This is a genomic window from Streptomyces violaceorubidus, from assembly GCF_000717995.1.
Lineage (GTDB): Bacteria > Actinomycetota > Actinomycetes > Streptomycetales > Streptomycetaceae > Streptomyces > Streptomyces violaceorubidus.
The window spans coordinates 1-17777 of record NZ_JODM01000035.1 but is presented as its reverse complement, the minus strand read 5'-3'; the positions used below and the strand labels follow the sequence as shown (position 1 = coordinate 17777).

The 17777-nt window shown below is 74.0% G+C and carries 8 protein-coding genes and 1 pseudogene; 5 read left to right on the top strand and 4 right to left on the bottom strand.

What is annotated here, in order from left to right; all coding sequences use genetic code 11:
- Positions 1-124: 124 nt before the first annotated feature.
- A complete protein-coding gene (locus tag IE94_RS0129925; protein ID WP_030190422.1) occupies positions 125-940 on the top strand; it encodes a phosphatase PAP2 family protein in 816 nt (271 codons plus the stop codon).
- Positions 937-1872 carry a DMT family protein gene (locus IE94_RS0129920; protein WP_030190420.1) on the top strand — a complete coding sequence of 312 codons (936 nt, stop codon included), beginning with the start codon at positions 937-939 and terminating at the stop codon, positions 1870-1872. Before IE94_RS0129925 ends, IE94_RS0129920 begins: the two co-directional genes overlap by 4 nt.
- Positions 1873-1891: 19 nt before the next feature.
- Here IE94_RS0129920 and IE94_RS0129915 read toward each other — a convergent pair whose 3' ends face one another.
- Complete coding sequence (locus IE94_RS0129915) at positions 1892-3955, bottom strand: phosphocholine-specific phospholipase C (protein ID WP_030190418.1); 2064 nt, start codon at positions 3953-3955, stop codon at positions 1892-1894.
- Between the two features lie 172 nt (positions 3956-4127).
- Here IE94_RS0129915 and IE94_RS36225 point away from each other — a divergent pair, with 172 nt between their 5' ends.
- The gene (locus IE94_RS36225; protein ID WP_037923918.1) at positions 4128-5429 is read left to right on the top strand and encodes an MFS transporter; all 1302 of its coding nucleotides are present in this window, start codon (positions 4128-4130) and stop codon (positions 5427-5429) included.
- 134 nt (positions 5430-5563) lie between these two features.
- Here IE94_RS36225 and IE94_RS0129900 read toward each other — a convergent pair.
- The 3 genes and pseudogenes from IE94_RS0129900 to IE94_RS36220 all read right to left on the bottom strand — a co-directional run.
- A pseudogene (locus tag IE94_RS0129900) lies at positions 5564-8308 on the bottom strand (DUF5682 family protein); the annotation flags it as partial.
- 92 nt (positions 8309-8400) lie between these two features.
- A complete protein-coding gene (locus IE94_RS0129895) occupies positions 8401-13440 on the bottom strand; it encodes a hypothetical protein (protein ID WP_030190409.1) in 5040 nt (1679 codons plus the stop codon).
- Between the two features lie 40 nt (positions 13441-13480).
- Positions 13481-14206, bottom strand: coding sequence for a DUF4132 domain-containing protein (locus IE94_RS36220; protein WP_167343983.1), 726 nt, complete (start codon positions 14204-14206; stop codon positions 13481-13483).
- Positions 14207-14303: 97 nt separating this feature from the next.
- Here IE94_RS36220 and IE94_RS0129885 point away from each other — a divergent pair, with 97 nt between their 5' ends.
- Together IE94_RS0129885 and IE94_RS0129880 are read left to right on the top strand one after the other, a co-directional pair.
- Positions 14304-15788, top strand: a complete 1485-nt coding sequence (locus IE94_RS0129885) for an FAD-binding oxidoreductase (protein ID WP_209441096.1) — start codon at positions 14304-14306, stop codon at positions 15786-15788.
- A 206-nt stretch (positions 15789-15994) separates the two neighbouring features.
- The coding region (locus IE94_RS0129880; protein ID WP_280922735.1) for a type I polyketide synthase at positions 15995-17777 on the top strand (1783 nt) is incomplete at its 3' end.

Sequence of the window (17777 nt, the reverse complement as noted above, 5' to 3'; positions counted from 1 at the left end):
TACTCCACCGTATCGGTACACTGGCGTATCGGAACGCGGTCGTATCGATGAGAACCGTCACACGCCCCGTACCCGACGAGCCACACGCACCACCACGCACCACCGTCAGCGAAGGGGTCGGGGGATGAATGCCCGCAGTGAGCCTGCAGAAGCGGGGCCGGACGCGACCGCGCGTCCACCGCTCGTCCGTGAGCTCCTGCTCGTGGCCGGGCTCTTCCTCGTGTACAAGTTCGGCCGCCGGCTGGCGACGGGACACACCGCCGAGGCCTTCCGCAACGCCCACCACGTGTGGGACTGGGAGCGCGTGCTGCGGCTGCCCGACGAGGGCGCGGTCCAGTCGGTGCTCCTGCACGGCGACACCCTGGTCCACGTGGCGAACACGTACTACGCCGCCGTCCACTTCCCGGCCACCCTGGCCTTCCTGGTCTGGCTCTACCTGCGACGGCCCGCGCACTACGTCTGGGCCCGCCGGGTCCTGGCGGCCGTGACCGGCGCCGCGCTGGTGCTGCACCTCCTCTTCCCGCTCGCCCCGCCCCGCATGCTGGGTGCCACCGGCCTGGTCGACACGGCCCGGCTCTTCGGCCCCTCGGTGTACGGGCCGCCGCGCACCGACACGTTGTCGAACCAGTTCGCGGCGATGCCCTCCCTGCACTTCGGCTGGGCCCTGATGGTGGCGATCGGTCTGATCGTGGCGACGCGGACGCGGTGGCGCTGGCTGTGGCTGCTGCACCCGCTGGTGACGCTGCTGGTCGTCGTGGGCACCGCGAACCACTACTGGCTCGACGTGATCGTGGCCACGGCACTGCTCGGGCTCGTGCTGGCGGTGCTGCGGCTGCCGCGGCACCGGCACCGGCCGCACCTCGGCCCGCCCCACCGGCGGCCCGAGGTGCGGCGCCGGTCGTCGGCCGGGCGGCCCGAGCTGGTCGGGGCGGCCCGGTGAACGCCGCCCTCGTCGCCGTGCTGCTGTCGCTGGTCTCGGCCTGTGCCTACGCCGCCGCGGCCGTCGCCCAGGAGCGGCTGGCCTCGCGCGCCGCCGGCGCCGGTGCGCTGCGGACGCTGAACTCGGGCGCCTGGTGGTGGGCGGTCGCGCTCAACGCCTCGGCGGCGCTGCTGCACGTCGTGGCGCTCAAGTACGGTCCCCTCACCGTGGTCCAGCCGCTCGGTGCGCTCACCCTGGTCGCGGCGGTGCCCCTGGGGGCGCGGCTGGCGGGCCGGAGGGTGAGCGCGATCGAGTGGCGGGGCACCGGGCTGACGCTGCTCGGTCTCGGCGCGCTGCTGCTCACCGCCTCGGGTCCCGCGCCGGAGGACGTGCTGAGCGTGCCGGAGGCGCTGACCGTGACCGGCGCCACGGCGGCGCTGATCGGCGCGCTGTCGTGGCCGGGCACCCGGCCGGGGCTGCGGCACGCGACGGCGTCCGGCATCGCGTCCGGCGTCGCCTCGGCGCTCACCCAGACCGTCACGGTCGCCGTCACCGACCGGTCGGGCCCGCTGCTGAGCGTCCAGGTGATCGGGGTGGCCGTGCTGGTGGCGGCCTTCGCGGCGGGCGGACTGCTGCTGTCCCAGACGGCGTACCGGGGCGGTCTCGGTGCTCCGCTGGCGGTGGTGACCCTGGCCAATCCGGTGGCCGCCGCCGTGATCGGGCTGTCCCTGCTCGGCGAGCGGCTCAGGGGCGGCGCGGGCGGTGTGCTCCTCGCGCTGACCGGTGCCGCGCTGGCCGCCTGGGGAGTGCTCCAGCTGAGCCGGGCGACTTCGGAGCCCGCCGGTCCACCGCCGGCCGGTCCGCCGCCCGAGCCGGTGCCGGAGGGCCCGGCGTCGGCGGGGCCGGGGCTGATGCCCCGGCAGCCGGGGCCGGGGCACCTCACGCCGCTCTAGTTCCGCTCCTGGAGCCGCCTCAGTCGGTGATGATCGCCGGGTCGCTGGTGCCCGGCCGGCCGTTCTCCACATGCCCCGCGAAGCGCCTCAGGAAGGCCGTCTCGCCCTCGGCGGTCACCGTCACGTCGTACCAGCGGCGGCTGCGCGCGAGGTCGACGGTGTGGTGCACGGTGGCGCCGGGGCGCACGGTGAGGGTCCGGGTGCGGCCGTCGTAGGCGTTGGCGATCCGGAGGCGGACCGTGCCGGTGCCGGCGTGGGTGAGGGTCAGCCGGAGGTCGTCGCCGTCGTGCCGTGCGGTGACCTCGGGTCCGGCGGGTCCGGCGACCTCGTTGGCGCCCCGGAAGACCCGCAGGAACCCGGCCGGGCCGTGCACGGTCAGGTCGTAGGCGCCGGCGGAGTACGCCGAGTTCCAGGTGTCCGAGAGGGTCTTGCCGGCCTCGGTGGTGTACGTCCAGGGGCCGTCGGTGCGGTTGCCGGAGGTGACGAGGAAGGCGGCGCCGGACCGGGCCCCGGAGGCGAACGCCAGGGTGAACTTCCCGGCCGCCGCGTCCACGGCGCCGTCCACGTACGGGTCGTAGCGCAGCGGGCGGGTGGGGCGCGTCCCGCGTTCCTGCCGGGGCATGCCGGGGTCCGCGGGCGGCGTCGGACGGTAGTCGGGGTGGCGTTCGCGGTCCGGCGGCTCGTAGGCGTCGGTGTCCGGCAGGCGGGCCGGGCGGCTGTCCCCTCGGGAGAAGTCGAAGGCGGAGGTCAGGTCGCCGCAGACGGCCCGCCGCCAGGGGGAGATGTTCGGCTCGTGGACGCCGAAGCGGCGCTCCATGAAGCGGATCACCGAGGTGTGGTCGAAGGTCTCGGAGCAGACGAAGCCGCCCTTGCTCCACGGCGAGACGACCAGCATGGGCACGCGCGGGCCGAGCCCGTAGAAACCCTCCCGGTGCTTGGCGCTGCCCTTGAAGACGTCCAGGGAGACGTCGACGGTGGAGCGGCCCTGCGCGGCGGACTTCGGCGGCAGCGGCGGCACCACGTGGTCGAAGAAGCCGTCGTTCTCGTCGTAGGTGATGAACAGGGCCGTCTTCGCCCACACCTTCGGGTTGGAGGTGAGCGCGTCCAGGACCTGGGAGATGTACCAGGCACCGTAGTTCGAGGGCCAGTTGGAGTGCTCGGAGAACGCCTCCGGGGCGGCTATCCAGGAGATCTTCGGCAGTGTGCCCGCCTTGACGTCGGCACGCAGGCGGTCGAAGTAGCCCTCGCCGCTCCTGGCGTCGGTGCCGGTGCGGGCCTTGTCGTACAGCGGGTCGCCGGGCTGGGCGTTGCGGTACTTGTTGAAGTACAGCAGGGAGTTGTCGCCGTAGTTGCCGCGGTAGGCGTCGTCGATCCAGCCCCAGGAGCCGGCCGCGTCCAGGCCGTCGCCGATGTCCTGGTAGATCTTCCAGGAGATCCCGGCCGCCTCCAGGCGCTCGGGGTACGTCGTCCAGTCGTAGCCGAGTTCGTCGTTGCCGAGGACCGGGCCGCCGCCCGCGCCGTCGTTGCCGGTGTGCCCCGACCAGAGGTAGTAGCGGTTGGGGTCGGTGGAGCCGATGAAGGAGCAGTGGTAGGCGTCGCAGACGGTGAAGGTGTCGGCGAGCGCGTAGTGGAAGGGGATGTCCTCACGGGTCAGGTACGCCATGGTCGTGGTGCCCTTGGCGGGCAGCCACCGGTCGTACTTGGCGTTGTGGTAGGCGTCCTGCCCGTCGGACCAGCCGTGCGGGAGCCCTTCGAGGAACTGCATGCCGAGGTCGTCGGCCTCCGGGTGGAACGGCAGCACCTCCGTGCCGTCGCCCTTGCGCTGGTGCCACACCGACCTGCCGTCGTCGAGCCGCACCGGGTGCGGGTCGCCGAAGCCGCGGACACCGCGCAGCCTGCCGAAGTAGTGGTCGAACGAACGGTTCTCCTGCATCAGGACGACGATGTGCTCGACGTCCTCGATCGACCCCGAGCGGTGGTTCGCCGGGAGCGCGGCCGCCCGGTCGATACTCGCCGACAGGGCACTGAACGCCGCTGTGGCGCCCGCGAGTTGGAGGAATCGGCGCCGGTTGACTTCGGCCATGGGTGTGGGACCTCTCGCCTTGCAGGGGGGTTCAACCGGCCGAACGGTGCCGGGTGATGACTCGATGCGCGCGAAAGGAGTGTTCCAGGAGCAGCAAACGTCAGGGAAGGGTCCGGTGGCGCTGGTGTGAAAGTCACCGGTACGCGAGGTGTGCCGGGCCCGCCGTACGGGGATGGTCGCGATCATGACAGGCATGGACACGGAGGCACCGGCACCCCCGACCCGACGACCCGCACGCCAGCTCCTCGCCGCCTCGGTGGGCAACGCCGTGGAGTGGTACGACTGGTACGCCTACACCTTCCTGGCCACCTACATCGCGGACCAGGTCTTCCCCGACAGCGCGGACAACTCGCTGGTGCCGCTGCTGTCGACGTTCGCCGTGTTCGCGGTGGGCTTCTTCATGCGGCCCGTCGGTGGGCTGTTGATGGGCGCGATCGCGGACCGGCGGGGGCGGCGGGCGGCGCTGACCGTCACCATCCTGCTGATGGGCGGCAGCAGTCTGCTGGTCGGGCTGACCCCGACGTACACGGCGGCCGGCGTGCTCGCCCCGGTGGTGCTGGTCCTCGCGCGGCTGCTCCAGGGCCTGTCGGTGGGCGGTGAGTTCGCGGCCTCGACGACCTTCCTGGTGGAGTCGGCCGGGCCGGGCCGCCGCGGCCTCTTCTCCAGCTTCCAGTACGTCTCGACCACGGCGGGGCAGTTGGTGGCGTCCGGGATCGCGACGCTGCTGGTGGACACGCTGAGCGAGGACCGGATGAACGGCTGGGGATGGCGGGTGCCCTTCGTGTTCGGCGCCGTCCTCAGCCTGGTCGGCTTCTGGATCCGGCAGGGCGCGCAGGAGACCCGCAGCACCGAGCAGCAACGGGCGCCCCGTCCGGCCCTGTTCGAGGCGCTGCGCCGCCATCCGCGCGAGTCCCTGCTGATCTGCGGCATCACCGCGGGCGGCACCATCGCCTACTACACCTGGACGTCGTACCTGCCGACGTACGCGGAGCTCAACGCGGGCGTCGCCACGTCGGACGCGCTGCTCGCGGGGACGATCTCGCTGGCCTTCTTCGGCCTGCTCCAGCCGCTCGGCGGCCTGCTCTCCGACCGGTTCGGGCGCCGCCCCCTCCTGCTCTTCTTCGGCGTGGGGTTCGCGCTGCTGAGCGTGCCGCTGCTGCATTCCCTGCGCGACTCCTTCGCCGTGCTGCTGCTGGTGCAGTGCGCCGGGATGGTCCTGCTGACCGGCTTCACCTCCATCAGCGCCGCCGTGAACGCCGAGGTCTTCCCGCCCCGGGTGCGGGCGGCCGGGATCGGCTTCCCCTACTCGCTCACGGTGGCGCTGTTCGGCGGGACGGCACCGTACGTGGGCACGCTCTTCAAGGACCTGGGGCACTCCGGGCTCTTCCCCTGGTACGTCGCCGTGCTGTGCCTGCTGTCCTCGCTGGTGTACCTGGGGCTGCCGGAGACGGCGCACAAGGAACTGGAGCGCTGACGCCGGGCCGCCCGCCGGCCCGGTGGGGTCAGCCGTGCCAGAGGCCGCGTCCCAGGGCCGCCTCCGTACCGGCGAGGTAGACGGCCGTGGCCAGCCACTGGGCCGCGTAGTGGTCCCGGTCGTCCCCGGCCGGGCGCCCGAAGGTGTCGCGGGGACGCCGGGCGGCCACCGCGCCGAGCGCGGCTGCCGGGGCGCCGGGTGGGGAGCGGGGTGGTCAGGCCCGTCAGGGTGGGGCGCAGTCGGACGGCGAGTTCCCGGGTGAGTTCCTCGACCAGCCGCTTCACGAGTGGCCGCAGCCGGGCCAGCCGCTGCTCGGGCATCCCCCTGGCCAGCGACAGCACGGTGGACAGCAGTTCCACGGAGGGGCGTGCGGTGGCCGCGTCGAGGAGGTCGACGGCCTCCGTACGTCCGTCGGCGACGGCACGCGCGAGGACTTCCTCCCGGACGTCCGCGCCGAAGAGCGCCCGGAGGTCCTCGGCCCAGTGCCGGACGCTGGGATAGCCCCGTTCCCGGCCGCCGGTCCGGTCGTCGTCGGCGCCGTCGCCGTCCCCGTCGTCCCCGCCCGACCTCGTCTCCCCATTCCCCTCGTTCTGCCCGATCTCCCCCTTCTCCCCGTTCTCCCCGTTCTCCCCGCCCGCTTCCTCTCCGTCGCGCGCGAACAGTTCGTCGAGGGCGCGGGCGTACGGCCACAGGGCGTCCGGGAGTCGGGCGGTGTCGCGGCCCAGCACCAGCCGCCAGCGGTCGGCGGGGCCGAGCCGTGGGGCTCCGGCCCCGTGCACGGCCTGGGCGGCGGGGCGTCCCACCGGCGGCGTGGAATCCGCAGCCGCCCCGGTGCGTGCCGGTGCCGGGGCACGCACCAGGTCCGCCAGCCGCAGGTCGCGCAGTAGGGCGTACCCCTCGCCGTCGGCCGCGGCCCACCGCCCGACCAGTTCGGCCGGCGCGGGGAGCCCGAGGTCGGGACGGTCGCCCAGGCGGTCGGAGACGGCCGCGAGCACACGGGTCCGCCCTCCCGTTGTGAGCGCCCGGAAACCACCGCGCAGGGCGTACAGCCGGTCGAGGAAGTCACGGTCGCCCATGGTCTCCACGCGCTCGAAGAACGGGCCGAGGGCGGTGGACGCGGCCTCGATCAGCGGCCCGGCCGCGACGAGTACCCCGGTGAGCCGGCGTTCCAGTCGGCGCCGGCCGTCCGGTCCCGTCGCCGTGTCCACCCAGCCGGCGAGCCTCGCGCCCAGCAGGTCCGAGCCGTCGAGGTCCAGCAGTACCCGGGCGGCCTGGGCGGCGCCCTGCAGGAGCGGGGAGCCGGTGCGGGCGAGGGCGTGGAGCTCGCCGTCGAGGCGCAGGCCGAGCCGGTCCTCGGCGCTGCGGACCGCGAGGGTGACGAGGGCGACGGCGTCGCGGGGCTCGTCGCTGCCGGCCAGCCCCGGCAGGACGCGGACGGCGGCCTCCAGCAGGAGGTCGGCGAGCCGGGCCGCCCGGGCCCGGACGCGTTCGGTGGTGCCGGGGAGGTGCCGACGCCGGATGGACTCCAACAGGTCCAGGGCGCCCAGGAGTTCGGGCAGTCCGGCGGTGTCCGGCAGGACCCGCTTGGCCTCCGCGAGGCCGTCCTGGAGCAGATCCGGGAGCGCGCACCGGGCCGCGGCGTCCAGCAGCGCGACAACCCGGGCCGGGGCGACCCGGCCGGACTCGGCCGCCCTGCGATGGTTCTCCCGGAGGGTGCCGTCGGCCGCCTGGGCGGCGGTGACCCCTCGGACGCCGACGAGGTCGAGGCGGGCGGCGACCGACGGGGTCCACGCGGCCCGCCAGCGGGTGGTGAGGGCGCTGCCCTCCCTCACCGCGGACACCTCGACGGGTTCCGCATGGCCCACCCCGCATTCCCTCAGGCGCTGGAGGAGGATCTCGCGCCGGGCGTCGAGCGCGGAGCGCAGCGGCGTGAGCCGGAGGTCCCGGGCCCCGGGGTCGGTGGGGCGGGGCAGCCGAAGTGCGGCCAGTTCCGCCTCCACCCAGGGTCCGAGGCCGGAGCGGGGGGTGCCGGGCGCGAGGTGGCCGCGGGCCGAGCCGACGAGGACGGCGCCCAGCTCCCGGTCGGGGGACCGGCCCCGGCCGAGTACGGACGTCACCGCCTCCAGGAACTCCCCGCAGCCGGGGGCGGGCAGACCACGCAGGGTGCCGAGATCGCAGGCCAGCCGCAGGGCCTCGACGGCCTCGCCGGTGCCCGCGGTGTCACCGGACGAGCGGATCTCCCGGCACAGTTCGGTCAGAAACCGGGCGGCGGCGTCGCGGATGCGGTCGGGGTCGCCATCGGCGTCGAGCACGGCCTGCCGCCAGCGCGGAGCGCGGATACCGGCCGGGTAGCCGGAACGGGGGTCCAGCAGGGCGAAGGCATACGGCACGAGCGATGTGACGACCGGGGGTCCCGCTCCCGGCTCCGGCCCCGTGTCGGACCCGGTCTCCTCCCCCTTCCCGGGGGCGCCTCCTTCGGCCAGCGCGGGCGCGTGGAAGGCGCCGACCACCGCCGCGACCCGGCGCCCCTCCCGCGCGGCGAGGACCCGGCGCATGTGCGCCTCGCGGGCGAGGTCACCGGGCGCGACACCGGCGCGGGCCGCCTCCTCCCGGCGCAGCGCCCGCCCGAAGTCGAGGGCGGCGCGCCGCACGGCCTCGGGAGGGCTGCCGGGCGCCAGCGCCTCGACGGTGCGGTCCCACAGCTCCTCGACGTCGACACCGGCCGTCCCCCCGGCGGCGCCCGGCGGCAGGGACGACTCGGCTCCGTGCGGGCCGCCGGTGCGGCGGTCCGAGCGGCGGTCTCTTCGCGTGCGGTCATGGCTCCCGGTGTGGTCGCGCTGGTGGTGGGGCGGGGGATCGGACGGCCCCCGGCCGCGCATCGGGCGGAGACCGGCCGGGCATCGGACGGAAAGGACTGAAGGGAGGGGGGAGGTCGGCCGCGCGCGGCGACGGCCCCCTCCCCCGGTGGCCGTCAGCGGCGACGCTTCCGCGGTCGCGGCACCTCCAGTTCCTCCAGCCGCGGCCGGTCCCCGTCCTGGACGCGCCGCCACGCCTCCCGGTACAGCCCGGCGACGGGCCGGGTGGGCACGAGGACGCCCAGGACGGGCGACTCGCCGTCGAGCAGGTCGTACATCGGCAGCTTCCACCGCTCCAGGGGCAGGTGCGGATTGCCCGGCTGGGTCCAGCCGCCGGGCAGGAACAGCGAGCGTCCGGCCTTGGCACGACTGCCCTCGACCACCAGGTCGGTGGCGGCCAGTTCGGCCCGGGCGGCGCGCAGCCGGGCGGTGCCGCCGCGCTGCCCGCCCCAGCCGGTCCAGCGTGCGGTGTTGCGGTCGGTGGGGTCCGGCATGGCGAGCAGCATCAGGTACAGGACGGCGGCGTCCTCGCCGATGCCGTACCGCTTGGCCGCCTCGCCGACCAGGTCGGGCACCGAGCGGGCGGGGTCCTGGGGCCACCAGAGCCCGTCCGCGTCGCGTTCGCCGGCCATCGGGTGGCCCGGGTCGGCGAGCAGCTCGGCGAAGGCCCGGTCGTGGACCAGGCGCAGTGCCGTCTCCTGGGCGTTCGGCCGCTCGCCGGTGAACACCGCCGCCAGGTGGGGGTCGTGACCGGCGGCGTCCAGGAGCGCCGGCCGGATGGCCGGGAGCGGTTCCGTCCGCTCGGTGCCCAGCACGACCGCGCCGTGGCGCTCGAACCCGTCGCCGCTCTCCTCGGGGTCACCGGCGGCCCGGCGGAAGGCATCCCAGTCGACGCCCCGCCGGTCGAGGGCGAGCAGCAGGCCGGGGTGGGCCAGCCGCTCGCGCAGCGCGGTCAGGACTCCGGGCAGGGCGGCCCGCAGCGGGTCGCCGGACGGGAGCCGGTGGGCGAGCCACGCGGCCAGGGCCACCGAACCCTTGAGGACCGATCCGTCGAAGCCGGGCGTGTTCTGGTCGTTCACGACGGAGTAGCGGCCCACGCTCCACGTCAGGTCCTTCGTCAGCCGGGGCTCGGTGGCCCGGTCCACGAAGCCCCGCAGGGCGTCGGCGGGCGCCCATCCCACGGGCTCGACGGTGTGGACCGCGTCGTGGAGCACCTCCTCGGGCAGCGGGGTGCGCCGGCCCAGCCGCTCGTTCCAGACCTCGGCCGCGCGGGCCGCGTCGGGGCCGTGGGTCCAGAGCCGGGCCGGTTCGGTGGGCAGCAGGGCCGCCACCACGGCCCGCAGGGCGCCGCTGTCGAGGGACCTCAGCTCCTCCTTGGACACGCGGGCGTCGGCCGACTTCACGCCGATGACCTTCAGCGTCGCGGAGGGTACGGCCACGCGCTTGTCGTCGATCTGCGGCATCCCGGCGAGCACCAGCCGGGCCGTGGTCGGGGTGACGCCGGTGAGCCGGGCGAACTCCTCGGCGGCCTCGGGCCGCCAGGGCGCGGGGCCGCGCTCGGCCAGTTCGGCGCGGAAGGCGGCGACCCAGCCCGGTGGCCGGGTCGCCTCGGGCACGAAGGGCTCCTCGGACACCAGCGTGTGAGGGGCCGGTGTCTCGAAGCGGCCGGAGGGGTCGTGGTGGAGCGCGCCGTAGTGCTTGCCCTTGTCCTCGTAGTCGCCGTACTCGCGGACGAACTGGTACCAGCCGTCCGGGAAGACGAGGAACGCGCCGCCGCCCAGGTCGAGCAGGGTCCCCTTCGTGTATCCGTGCGTGGCGCCCGGCCCGTCGAACGTGCCGGGGTCGAAGGCCAGGTGGACCCGGCGCCAGTGGGCGGGGTCCGGCTCGCTCAGGCCGTGCGCGTCCAGTTCGCTGAGGAAGGTGTCCAGGGCCCGCCGGTGCTCCTCGACGGTGGCCTGCGACGCCGCTCTCAGCGCCAGTACGGCGGGGAGTTCGGGCAGGGCCACCGCGTTCAGGTGCTCCAGCGGCTCCTGCTTGGCGAGCGACAGGTGCACCGTGCCCGCGGGGTGCGGCTCGGACAGGCCCCGCATCGACCGGGCCAGGAGCTCCGGCAAGCCGAAGAGCCGGCGCTGGAAGTCGTAGTACCCGCGCCCGTCCCGTCCGGTCAGTCCGACGCCGTTGAGTGCCGAGGCGAGCAAGCGGTCGCCGAGCGCGGGCCGCGGTTCCTCGGGGGCGACGCCCCGCACCGCGGAGTCCAGCCGGGCGAGCGCGGCGTCCAGGACACGCTGCTGCTCGGCGGCGAAGCGCACCACGCCGGTGATGCCCTTGAGCAGCGCCTCGTGGCCGACCTGCGGGAGCAGGGTGCGGACGGGGCCGAGCACCCCGTCCCGGTCCTCGGTGTCGTCCCCGGGCGGCTCGGCCAGGGCCGCCGTCAACAGCCTTGCCGCGAGGTCGTCGCCGATCCGGCGGAGCGCCATGGATCCCTGCGGGTCGCGGGGCTGCAGCAGGGGCCAGTAGCGCAGGGGCGGCAGCAGGGGGGTGCCGGCGGAGAAGGGGCCGGCTGTCTGGCCGCGCCTCACCTCGGCGAGCACCGCGCCCTGGGCGTCCCACAGTTGGATGTCGTTGGACCAGCGCACCACGGTCACGGTCCGGTCGGCGCCGGGGAACACCAGCGCGTGCTCGACGCTCCCGCCGCGGCCGGACGGCACGAGGACCGAGCGGCCCGCCAGGTCCTCGCCCCGCCGCGAACCGTCGGGCAGGGCGACCACCCTCCAGCCGAGCACCCCGTCCACCGGGGCGCACATCGGCCCCGGTACGGCGGAGGGGGCCGGCAGCAGCCAGGCACCGTCGAGGGTGCTGCCTTCCGGGGCGGCGCGCAGTCCCTCCTCGAACCAGTCCGGCACGCCTCGCTCCCCCACCGGGCCGCCGTCGGGGTCGTACGCGAACCAGGCGCTGTTGCCGTCGTCGGCCCAGTCCCTGACCCAGACCCAGTACGACGTGCCGTCCCCGATCACCGGGCGTCGGTGCGGAACGTGGGTGTCGCCCCGCCGCAGCACGCCGTACCCGGTGGTCCGACCGCCGCCGGGGAGCGGGAGGGAGGTGGGAGGCATGCCGTTGCTCCCGCCGGTCCCGTCCGCGTGGCAGGCATAGGGGGAGCCGACGTCGCCGTCGAGTTCCGCGGGGGCGTGGGCTCCGGTGTCGGCGTCGTACCAGTAGCCGTGCGAGCCGTCCTGGTGCGAGTAGCCCTTCCAGAAGACGAGCAACCCGCCGTCCGCATAGCGGGCGTCGGTGCCCCAGCGCGTCGACGCGTCGGGCAGGCGCATCTCGTGGCTGAGGACCGTGCCCTGCGGGCCGACCACCCGGACTCGGTCGCCGCGGAAGACGATCAGGTGCGGCCAGGCCTCTCCCACGCGTGTGCTCCGCGCGTTCTCGGGCGACGCGGGCCGGCCGATCGCCTCGTCCCAGGCGGGCCAGCCCAGTTCGTCGAGGATGCCGCCCCGCAGCGCGCGGGCGAGCCCTGGCGCCATGCCGGTGGCCAGTGCTTCGCGCAGCTCCTGCTCGGCCGTCGCCAGGACCTCCCCGGGCAGCCATCGCAGCGACTCGAACGGACCGCTGTAGCCGGCGAAGTCACCCAGCTCGCTGGTGAGGTAGCGGCGGCCGACCTCGGCGACCCACTCGGCGAGCATCGGGCGCCCGCCGGCCGACTCGGCCAGCCGGGTCACGGTGCGCCTGTCGATTCCCTCGCGCTCGTAACTGGGGCAGCCGCTGCGGAAGATCCCGCGGAAGCGGGGGTCGGCCTCCAGTGCGACGAGGTCGCGTCGCGTGTCGCGGGCCGCCCAGCCCTGGAGGTTGAGCCACGGGCGCTCCGCGGGATCGGCGACCGGGATGCGCAGGGCGAGGAGCTGGTCAAGGAGGTCGACGTCGCTGACGGGGGGCGGCAACGTACCCCCCTCGGCTGCCAGTTCGGCGCGCAGGGGGTCGGCCATGCGGTCGACGAGCGGGTACAGCTCCGGTGGTGCGAGCCGCCAGTCGTCGGTGCGGCACAGGGCGAGGAACCTGCGCGTCCAGCCGGCCGTGCCGTCGGGCGACCGGGCCTCGTCGGGCAGCGCGGCGTCGCACAGGCCCTCGGTGGCGCCGGTCTTCTCCAGCAGGTCGAGCCACTGTCCCAGCTCCTCGTGCTCCCATCCCGAGGGGAGCATGCCGAGCAGGGTGCCGCGGACGGCGCCTTCGCGCCGGGCCAGTTCCACCAGGGCGGCCCGGTGGGCCTTCCACCAGCCGGGCGGTGCCCGGAGGGTGCCGGGCAGCGGCAGCACCTCGCGCAGGTAGGCCATCTCCTCGGCGAGCGCGTTCTTTCCCGCCACGGCCTTCGCCAGCCTGCGCAGATCACCGGCGCCGGGGCTCGACGGGGCCACGCCGTGCGCGGCCAGCCGGACGAAGAGCCCGCGCAGGTGCCGGAAGGCGGTGGCGGCCGGCACCCGGGAGGCCAGACCCTTGGCGTAACTGGAGAGCACCTTGGTCGGCATGGCGTCGGCGAGGGCGTACTCCAGGAACACCGCGTCCATACGGGCCTCGTCGAACGGCAGGGCGTGGGCCGTCTCGGCCTTGCGCGCGTTGACGAACATCTGGGAGGCGTAGGCCTTCTCGCCGGCGGCCAGGAAGACCCGGCCGGCCTCCTCGTAGAAGGTGGGCAGGAAGTGCGGCACGGAGCCCGCGAGGCGCGCGCCGATGGACTCGTAGGTGGCGCGGGCCTTTTTCGCCCGGGAGCGCACCGTCCGCGCGACGCTGTTCATCTCATCGACCAGGGACATCGCGAGATGGCCGTCGGAGGGGTGGCGGACCAGCACCCACTCGGGGAAGCCCATGGCCCGGTGCTGCCCGACACCGACCTCGACCGGCCCGCCCACGGGAAGCAGTCCGAGGAGACCCCCGCCGTCCCCGCCCGCCGGACCATCCGCGGCGGGCTCCGTGCCGGACGGGTCGGCGGGCGCCAGGCGTACGACGATCCGGTCGTCCAGGCCCGGATGCCGGTAGGCGCGGGCGAAGACGGGCACGGCCCGGTCGCCTCCCCCGGTGGTGCCCGGCGGCAGTACCGCACCGGCGCGCAGCAGTTCCTCCACCTCTGCCGTCGCCCCGTCCCGTGTCGTGCCGTCGCTCATGATCGCGTGCCTTTCGTGGGGGTGCGTTCCGCTGTGGCGTTCACTCGGTGCCGTCCGTGGGCACGGTGCGGCCGGCGTGCAGGGCCGCTGCCATGCGCATGCCCTCGGACCAGGCGACCGGACCGATCTCGCGCAGCGGAAGGCTCCGGTCCTCCTCCCCGTGGCTCCAGGTCAGGCCGCCGGTCCAGGCCCTGTCCTCGGTGTAGGGGTCACTCATGCCGACGGACGCGGTGAAGACGCGCCCGGCGTCGCGGACGCGGTGCACGATGCTGCCCCGGGAGACCTGGTAACCGAGGGAGGTGGCACGGGAGGAGAGGTGGAACCAGGAGCGGTACTCGGCGCCGGCGAACTCGGTCACCACGTCGGCGCCGCCGCCGTCGGTCTCCCCCGGCATGTGCCAGGTGGCCCGGTGGATCTGCTCCACCCCCTGGACGACGTCCAACTCGGCGGCGAAGGTGCGCAGTTCCTCCAGGTCGGGGAGCAGGACCGGGTGGGGCATGGTCACCGTACGGGAGGTCAGTCGGACGGTCTCGCCGTCCAGGTTCACCACCCGCAGCCCGTCCGACTCGTCGGCGTCGCGCAGGAAGCCGACCTCGTCGGGGCCCTCGCCGACCACGACGATGTCCCGCAGCGCCGCCAGGTCGTCCAGGATGCCGGCGGTGGTGCGGGCGCCGTCGAAACGCGCCGCGGGCCGGTTTCGCCCGGCACTGACCACACCGCCGTCGCGCCCATCGCACTGCTTCCCCTCACCCCGGATCTCACCCATTACCCTCCAGGGCCGGTGGATTAGTATCCGACCGCAACAGGACGGTTTGCCGTCCCTTTTGGAAGGCAGGAGAAGCAGGGTGAAACACATCAATCCCGTGACCCCCGGAGATATCAGGTACGAGGACTTACGACGGGGTGAGAACCTGCGCTTCGTCGGCGAGCCGGACGAGATACATCTGGTGGGTTCGGCCGCCGAAATAGAGCGGGTCCTTTCCCGGGCCGTACGGGCGGGGAAGCGAGTCGCGGTGCGCAGTGGAGGGCACTGCTACGAGGACTTCGTGGCGCATCCCGACGTGCGTGTGGTGATCGACATGTCGCGGCTGTCGGCGGTCGGATACGACGCAGAGCACGGCGCGTTCGTCGTCGAGGCCGGCGCCACGCTGGGCGCGGTCTACAAGACGCTGTTCCGGGTGTGGGGCGTGACGCTGCCGGGCGGGGCGTGCCCCGACGTGGGTGCGGGCGGGCACATCCTCGGCGGGGGATACGGCCCGCTGTCGCGGATGCACGGCTCGATCGTCGACTATCTGCACGCGGTCGAGGTCGTCGTGGTCGACGAGTCGGGCGATGCGCGGACCGTGAGGGCGACGCGCGAGCCCGACGATCCCCACCATGATCTGTGGTGGGCCCACACCGGGGGCGGCGGCGGCAACTTCGGCGTGGTCGTCAGGTACTGGCTGCGCACCGCCGACACGGACGTTCCGCCGGAGCCCGGCCGCCTGCTGCCGCGGCCACCTTCCGAGGTGCTCCTCAACACCACGGCGTGGCCCTGGGAGGGGCTGGACGAGGCGGCCTTCGCGCGGCTGGTCCGCAATCACGGCAGGTGGTTCGAGCAGAACAGCGGCCCCGACTCCCCCTGGTGCGACCTCTACAGCGTGCTGGCGCTGACCCGCAGCCAGTCCGGTGTCCTCGCGATGACCACACAGCTCGACGCTACCGGCCCGGACGCGGAGAAGCGGCTGGAGACGTACCTGGCAGCCGTGTCCGAGGGTGTGGGGGTGCAGCCGTTCAGCGACACCCGGCGGCTGCCGTGGCTGCACTCGACGCGCTGGCCCGGGATCGCCGGGGACGGCGACATGACCGGCCGGGCCAAGATCAAGGCGGCGTACGCGCGCCGGAGCTTCGACGACCGGCAGATCGGCACCCTGTACACCCACCTGACCGGCACCGACTACGACAATCCGGCGGGGGTCGTCGCGCTGATCGCCTACGGCGGCAAGGTCAACGCCGTCCCCGCCAACCGGACGGCGGTGGCCCAGCGGGACTCCGTCCTCAAGATCGTGTACGTGACGACCTGGGAGGACCCCGCGCAGGACCCGGTCCACGAGCGGTGGCTCCGCGAGCTGTACCGGGACGTGTACGCGGGCACCGGCGGCGTACCGGTGCCCGGCGGGTCGGCCGACGGGGCGTACGTCAACTACCCGGACGCCGACCTCGCGGACGCGGAGTGGAACACCTCCGGGGTGCCGTGGTCCGAGCTGTACTACAAGGGCGCCTACCCGCGGCTCCAGGCGGTCAAGGCGCGCTGGGACCCGCGGAACGTGTTCCGGCACTCGCTCTCCGTGCAGGCTCCGTCCGCCTGAAGCGACGTCGAGGCGTACGGGTCTCCCGCGCGGGAGACCCGTACGCCTCTGTGCTTCCGCCCCTGCTCCCGGGGTCTTTCAGCGGTCACTAGGGGATCGATAGGGGTGTAAGGGCCAACCATCATTTGATTACAGTCGGCCACTGCCTTTGCGTGTGGCGCAGGGGGCTGTCTCACGCATTTCACTCAATGGGGGATCACGGTCGCATGTCTCAATTCCGCGACGGCTTCACCGAGGTCGGGACACCGGATGACGCAATCGCCATTGTGGGGCTGTCCTGCCGGCTCCCGAAGGCCCCCGACAAGAGCGCGTTCTGGGAACTGCTGAGAGACGCACGGCATGCGATCGGCGAAGTGCCCGAAAACCGCTGGAACGAGGAACTTCCGCCAGCCGCACGGCACGGAGCATTTCTCGACAGGGTGGACGAGTTCGACCCCGCATTCTTCGGCATATCCCCGCGCGAAGCCTCGATGATGGACCCCCAGCAGCGGCTGATGCTGGAACTGTCGTGGGAGGCCTTCGAGGACGCCGGCGTCCCCCTGCGGCAGGTCCGGGGCAGCCGCACAGGGGTCTTCGTCGGGGCGGTCGCCAACGACTACTCGGTGCTGCTGAACCGGCAGGGGCTGTCCGCCGTCACCCAGCACTCGCTGACCGGAACACAGCGCGCCCTCATCGCCAACCGGGTGTCGTACACCCTCGGGCTGCGCGGTCCCAGTCTCACCGTGGACACCGCGCAGTCCTCCGGTCTGGTCGCCGTCCACCAGGCCTGCGAGAGCCTGCGCTCGGGCAGCTGCGAACTCGCCGTCGCAGGAGGTGTGAACCTCAACATCGTGCCCGAGAGCGCCCTCGCCGCCCACCGGTTCGGCGGGCTGTCACCGGACGGCCGCTGCTACACCTTCGACGCCCGCGCCAACGGCTATGTCCGCGGCGAGGGCGGCGGGGTCGTACTCCTCAAGCCTCTCGCGCGGGCCCTGGCCGACGGCGACTGCGTCTACTGCGTGATCCGCGGCGGCGCGCTCAACAACGACGGCACGACCGACGGCCTCACGGTCCCGAGCGCGGCCGCTCAGAGCGAGGTGCTGCGGCTGGCGTACGAGCGGGCGGGCATCGACCCGGCGGACGTCCAGTACGTCGAACTGCACGGCACGGGCACCGCCCTCGGCGACCCCATCGAGGCGTCGGCCCTGGGCGATGTCCTGGGCACGGCCTCCGGCCGCCGAGTGCCGCTGACGGTCGGCTCGGCCAAGACGAACGTGGGCCATCTGGAGGGCGCCGCCGGAATGGTCGGCCTCCTCAAGACCGCTCTGTCCCTGCGTATGCGCAAGATCCCCGCCAGTCTCCACTTCGAGACGCCGAACCCGCGCATCCCGCTGGACGTGCTCAACCTGCGTGTCCAGCAGTCGCTGTCGGACTGGCCGGAGTCCGGGCCGGCCCTCGCGGGTGTCAGCTCGTTCGGAATGGGCGGCACCAACTGCCACATGGTCCTTCAGGGGATGCCGGTGACCGGGCCCGGCTCCGCGTCCGGTGGCAGGGGTGCGGAGGACCGTGCCGGCGCGGTGGTGCCGTGGATGGTCTCCGGCCGTGGTGAGGACGCCCTGCGGGCGCAGGCCGAGCGGCTCCGGACGTTCGTGGCGGACCGGCCCGAGCTGGACGCGGACGCCGTGGCGCTGTCGCTGGTGACGTCACGCGACTCCCACGAGAACCGGGCGGTCGTCCTCGGCGGAGACCGGGAGAGCCTGCTGACCGGGCTCACGGCTCTGGCCTCGGGAGAGCCCGCGTCCCGGATCGTACGGAGCCGGGGGGCTGTGCCGGCCGGTCAGTTGGCGTTTCTGTTCTCCGGGCAGGGCAGTCAGCGGGCCGGGATGGGGCGCGAACTGTACGCCGTCTTCGCTGTGTTCGCGGCCGCGCTCGACGAGATCTGCGCGCACTTCGATCCGCTGCTGGAACAGCCCCTGCGCGAGGTGATGTTCGCCCACACCGACGAGCCGG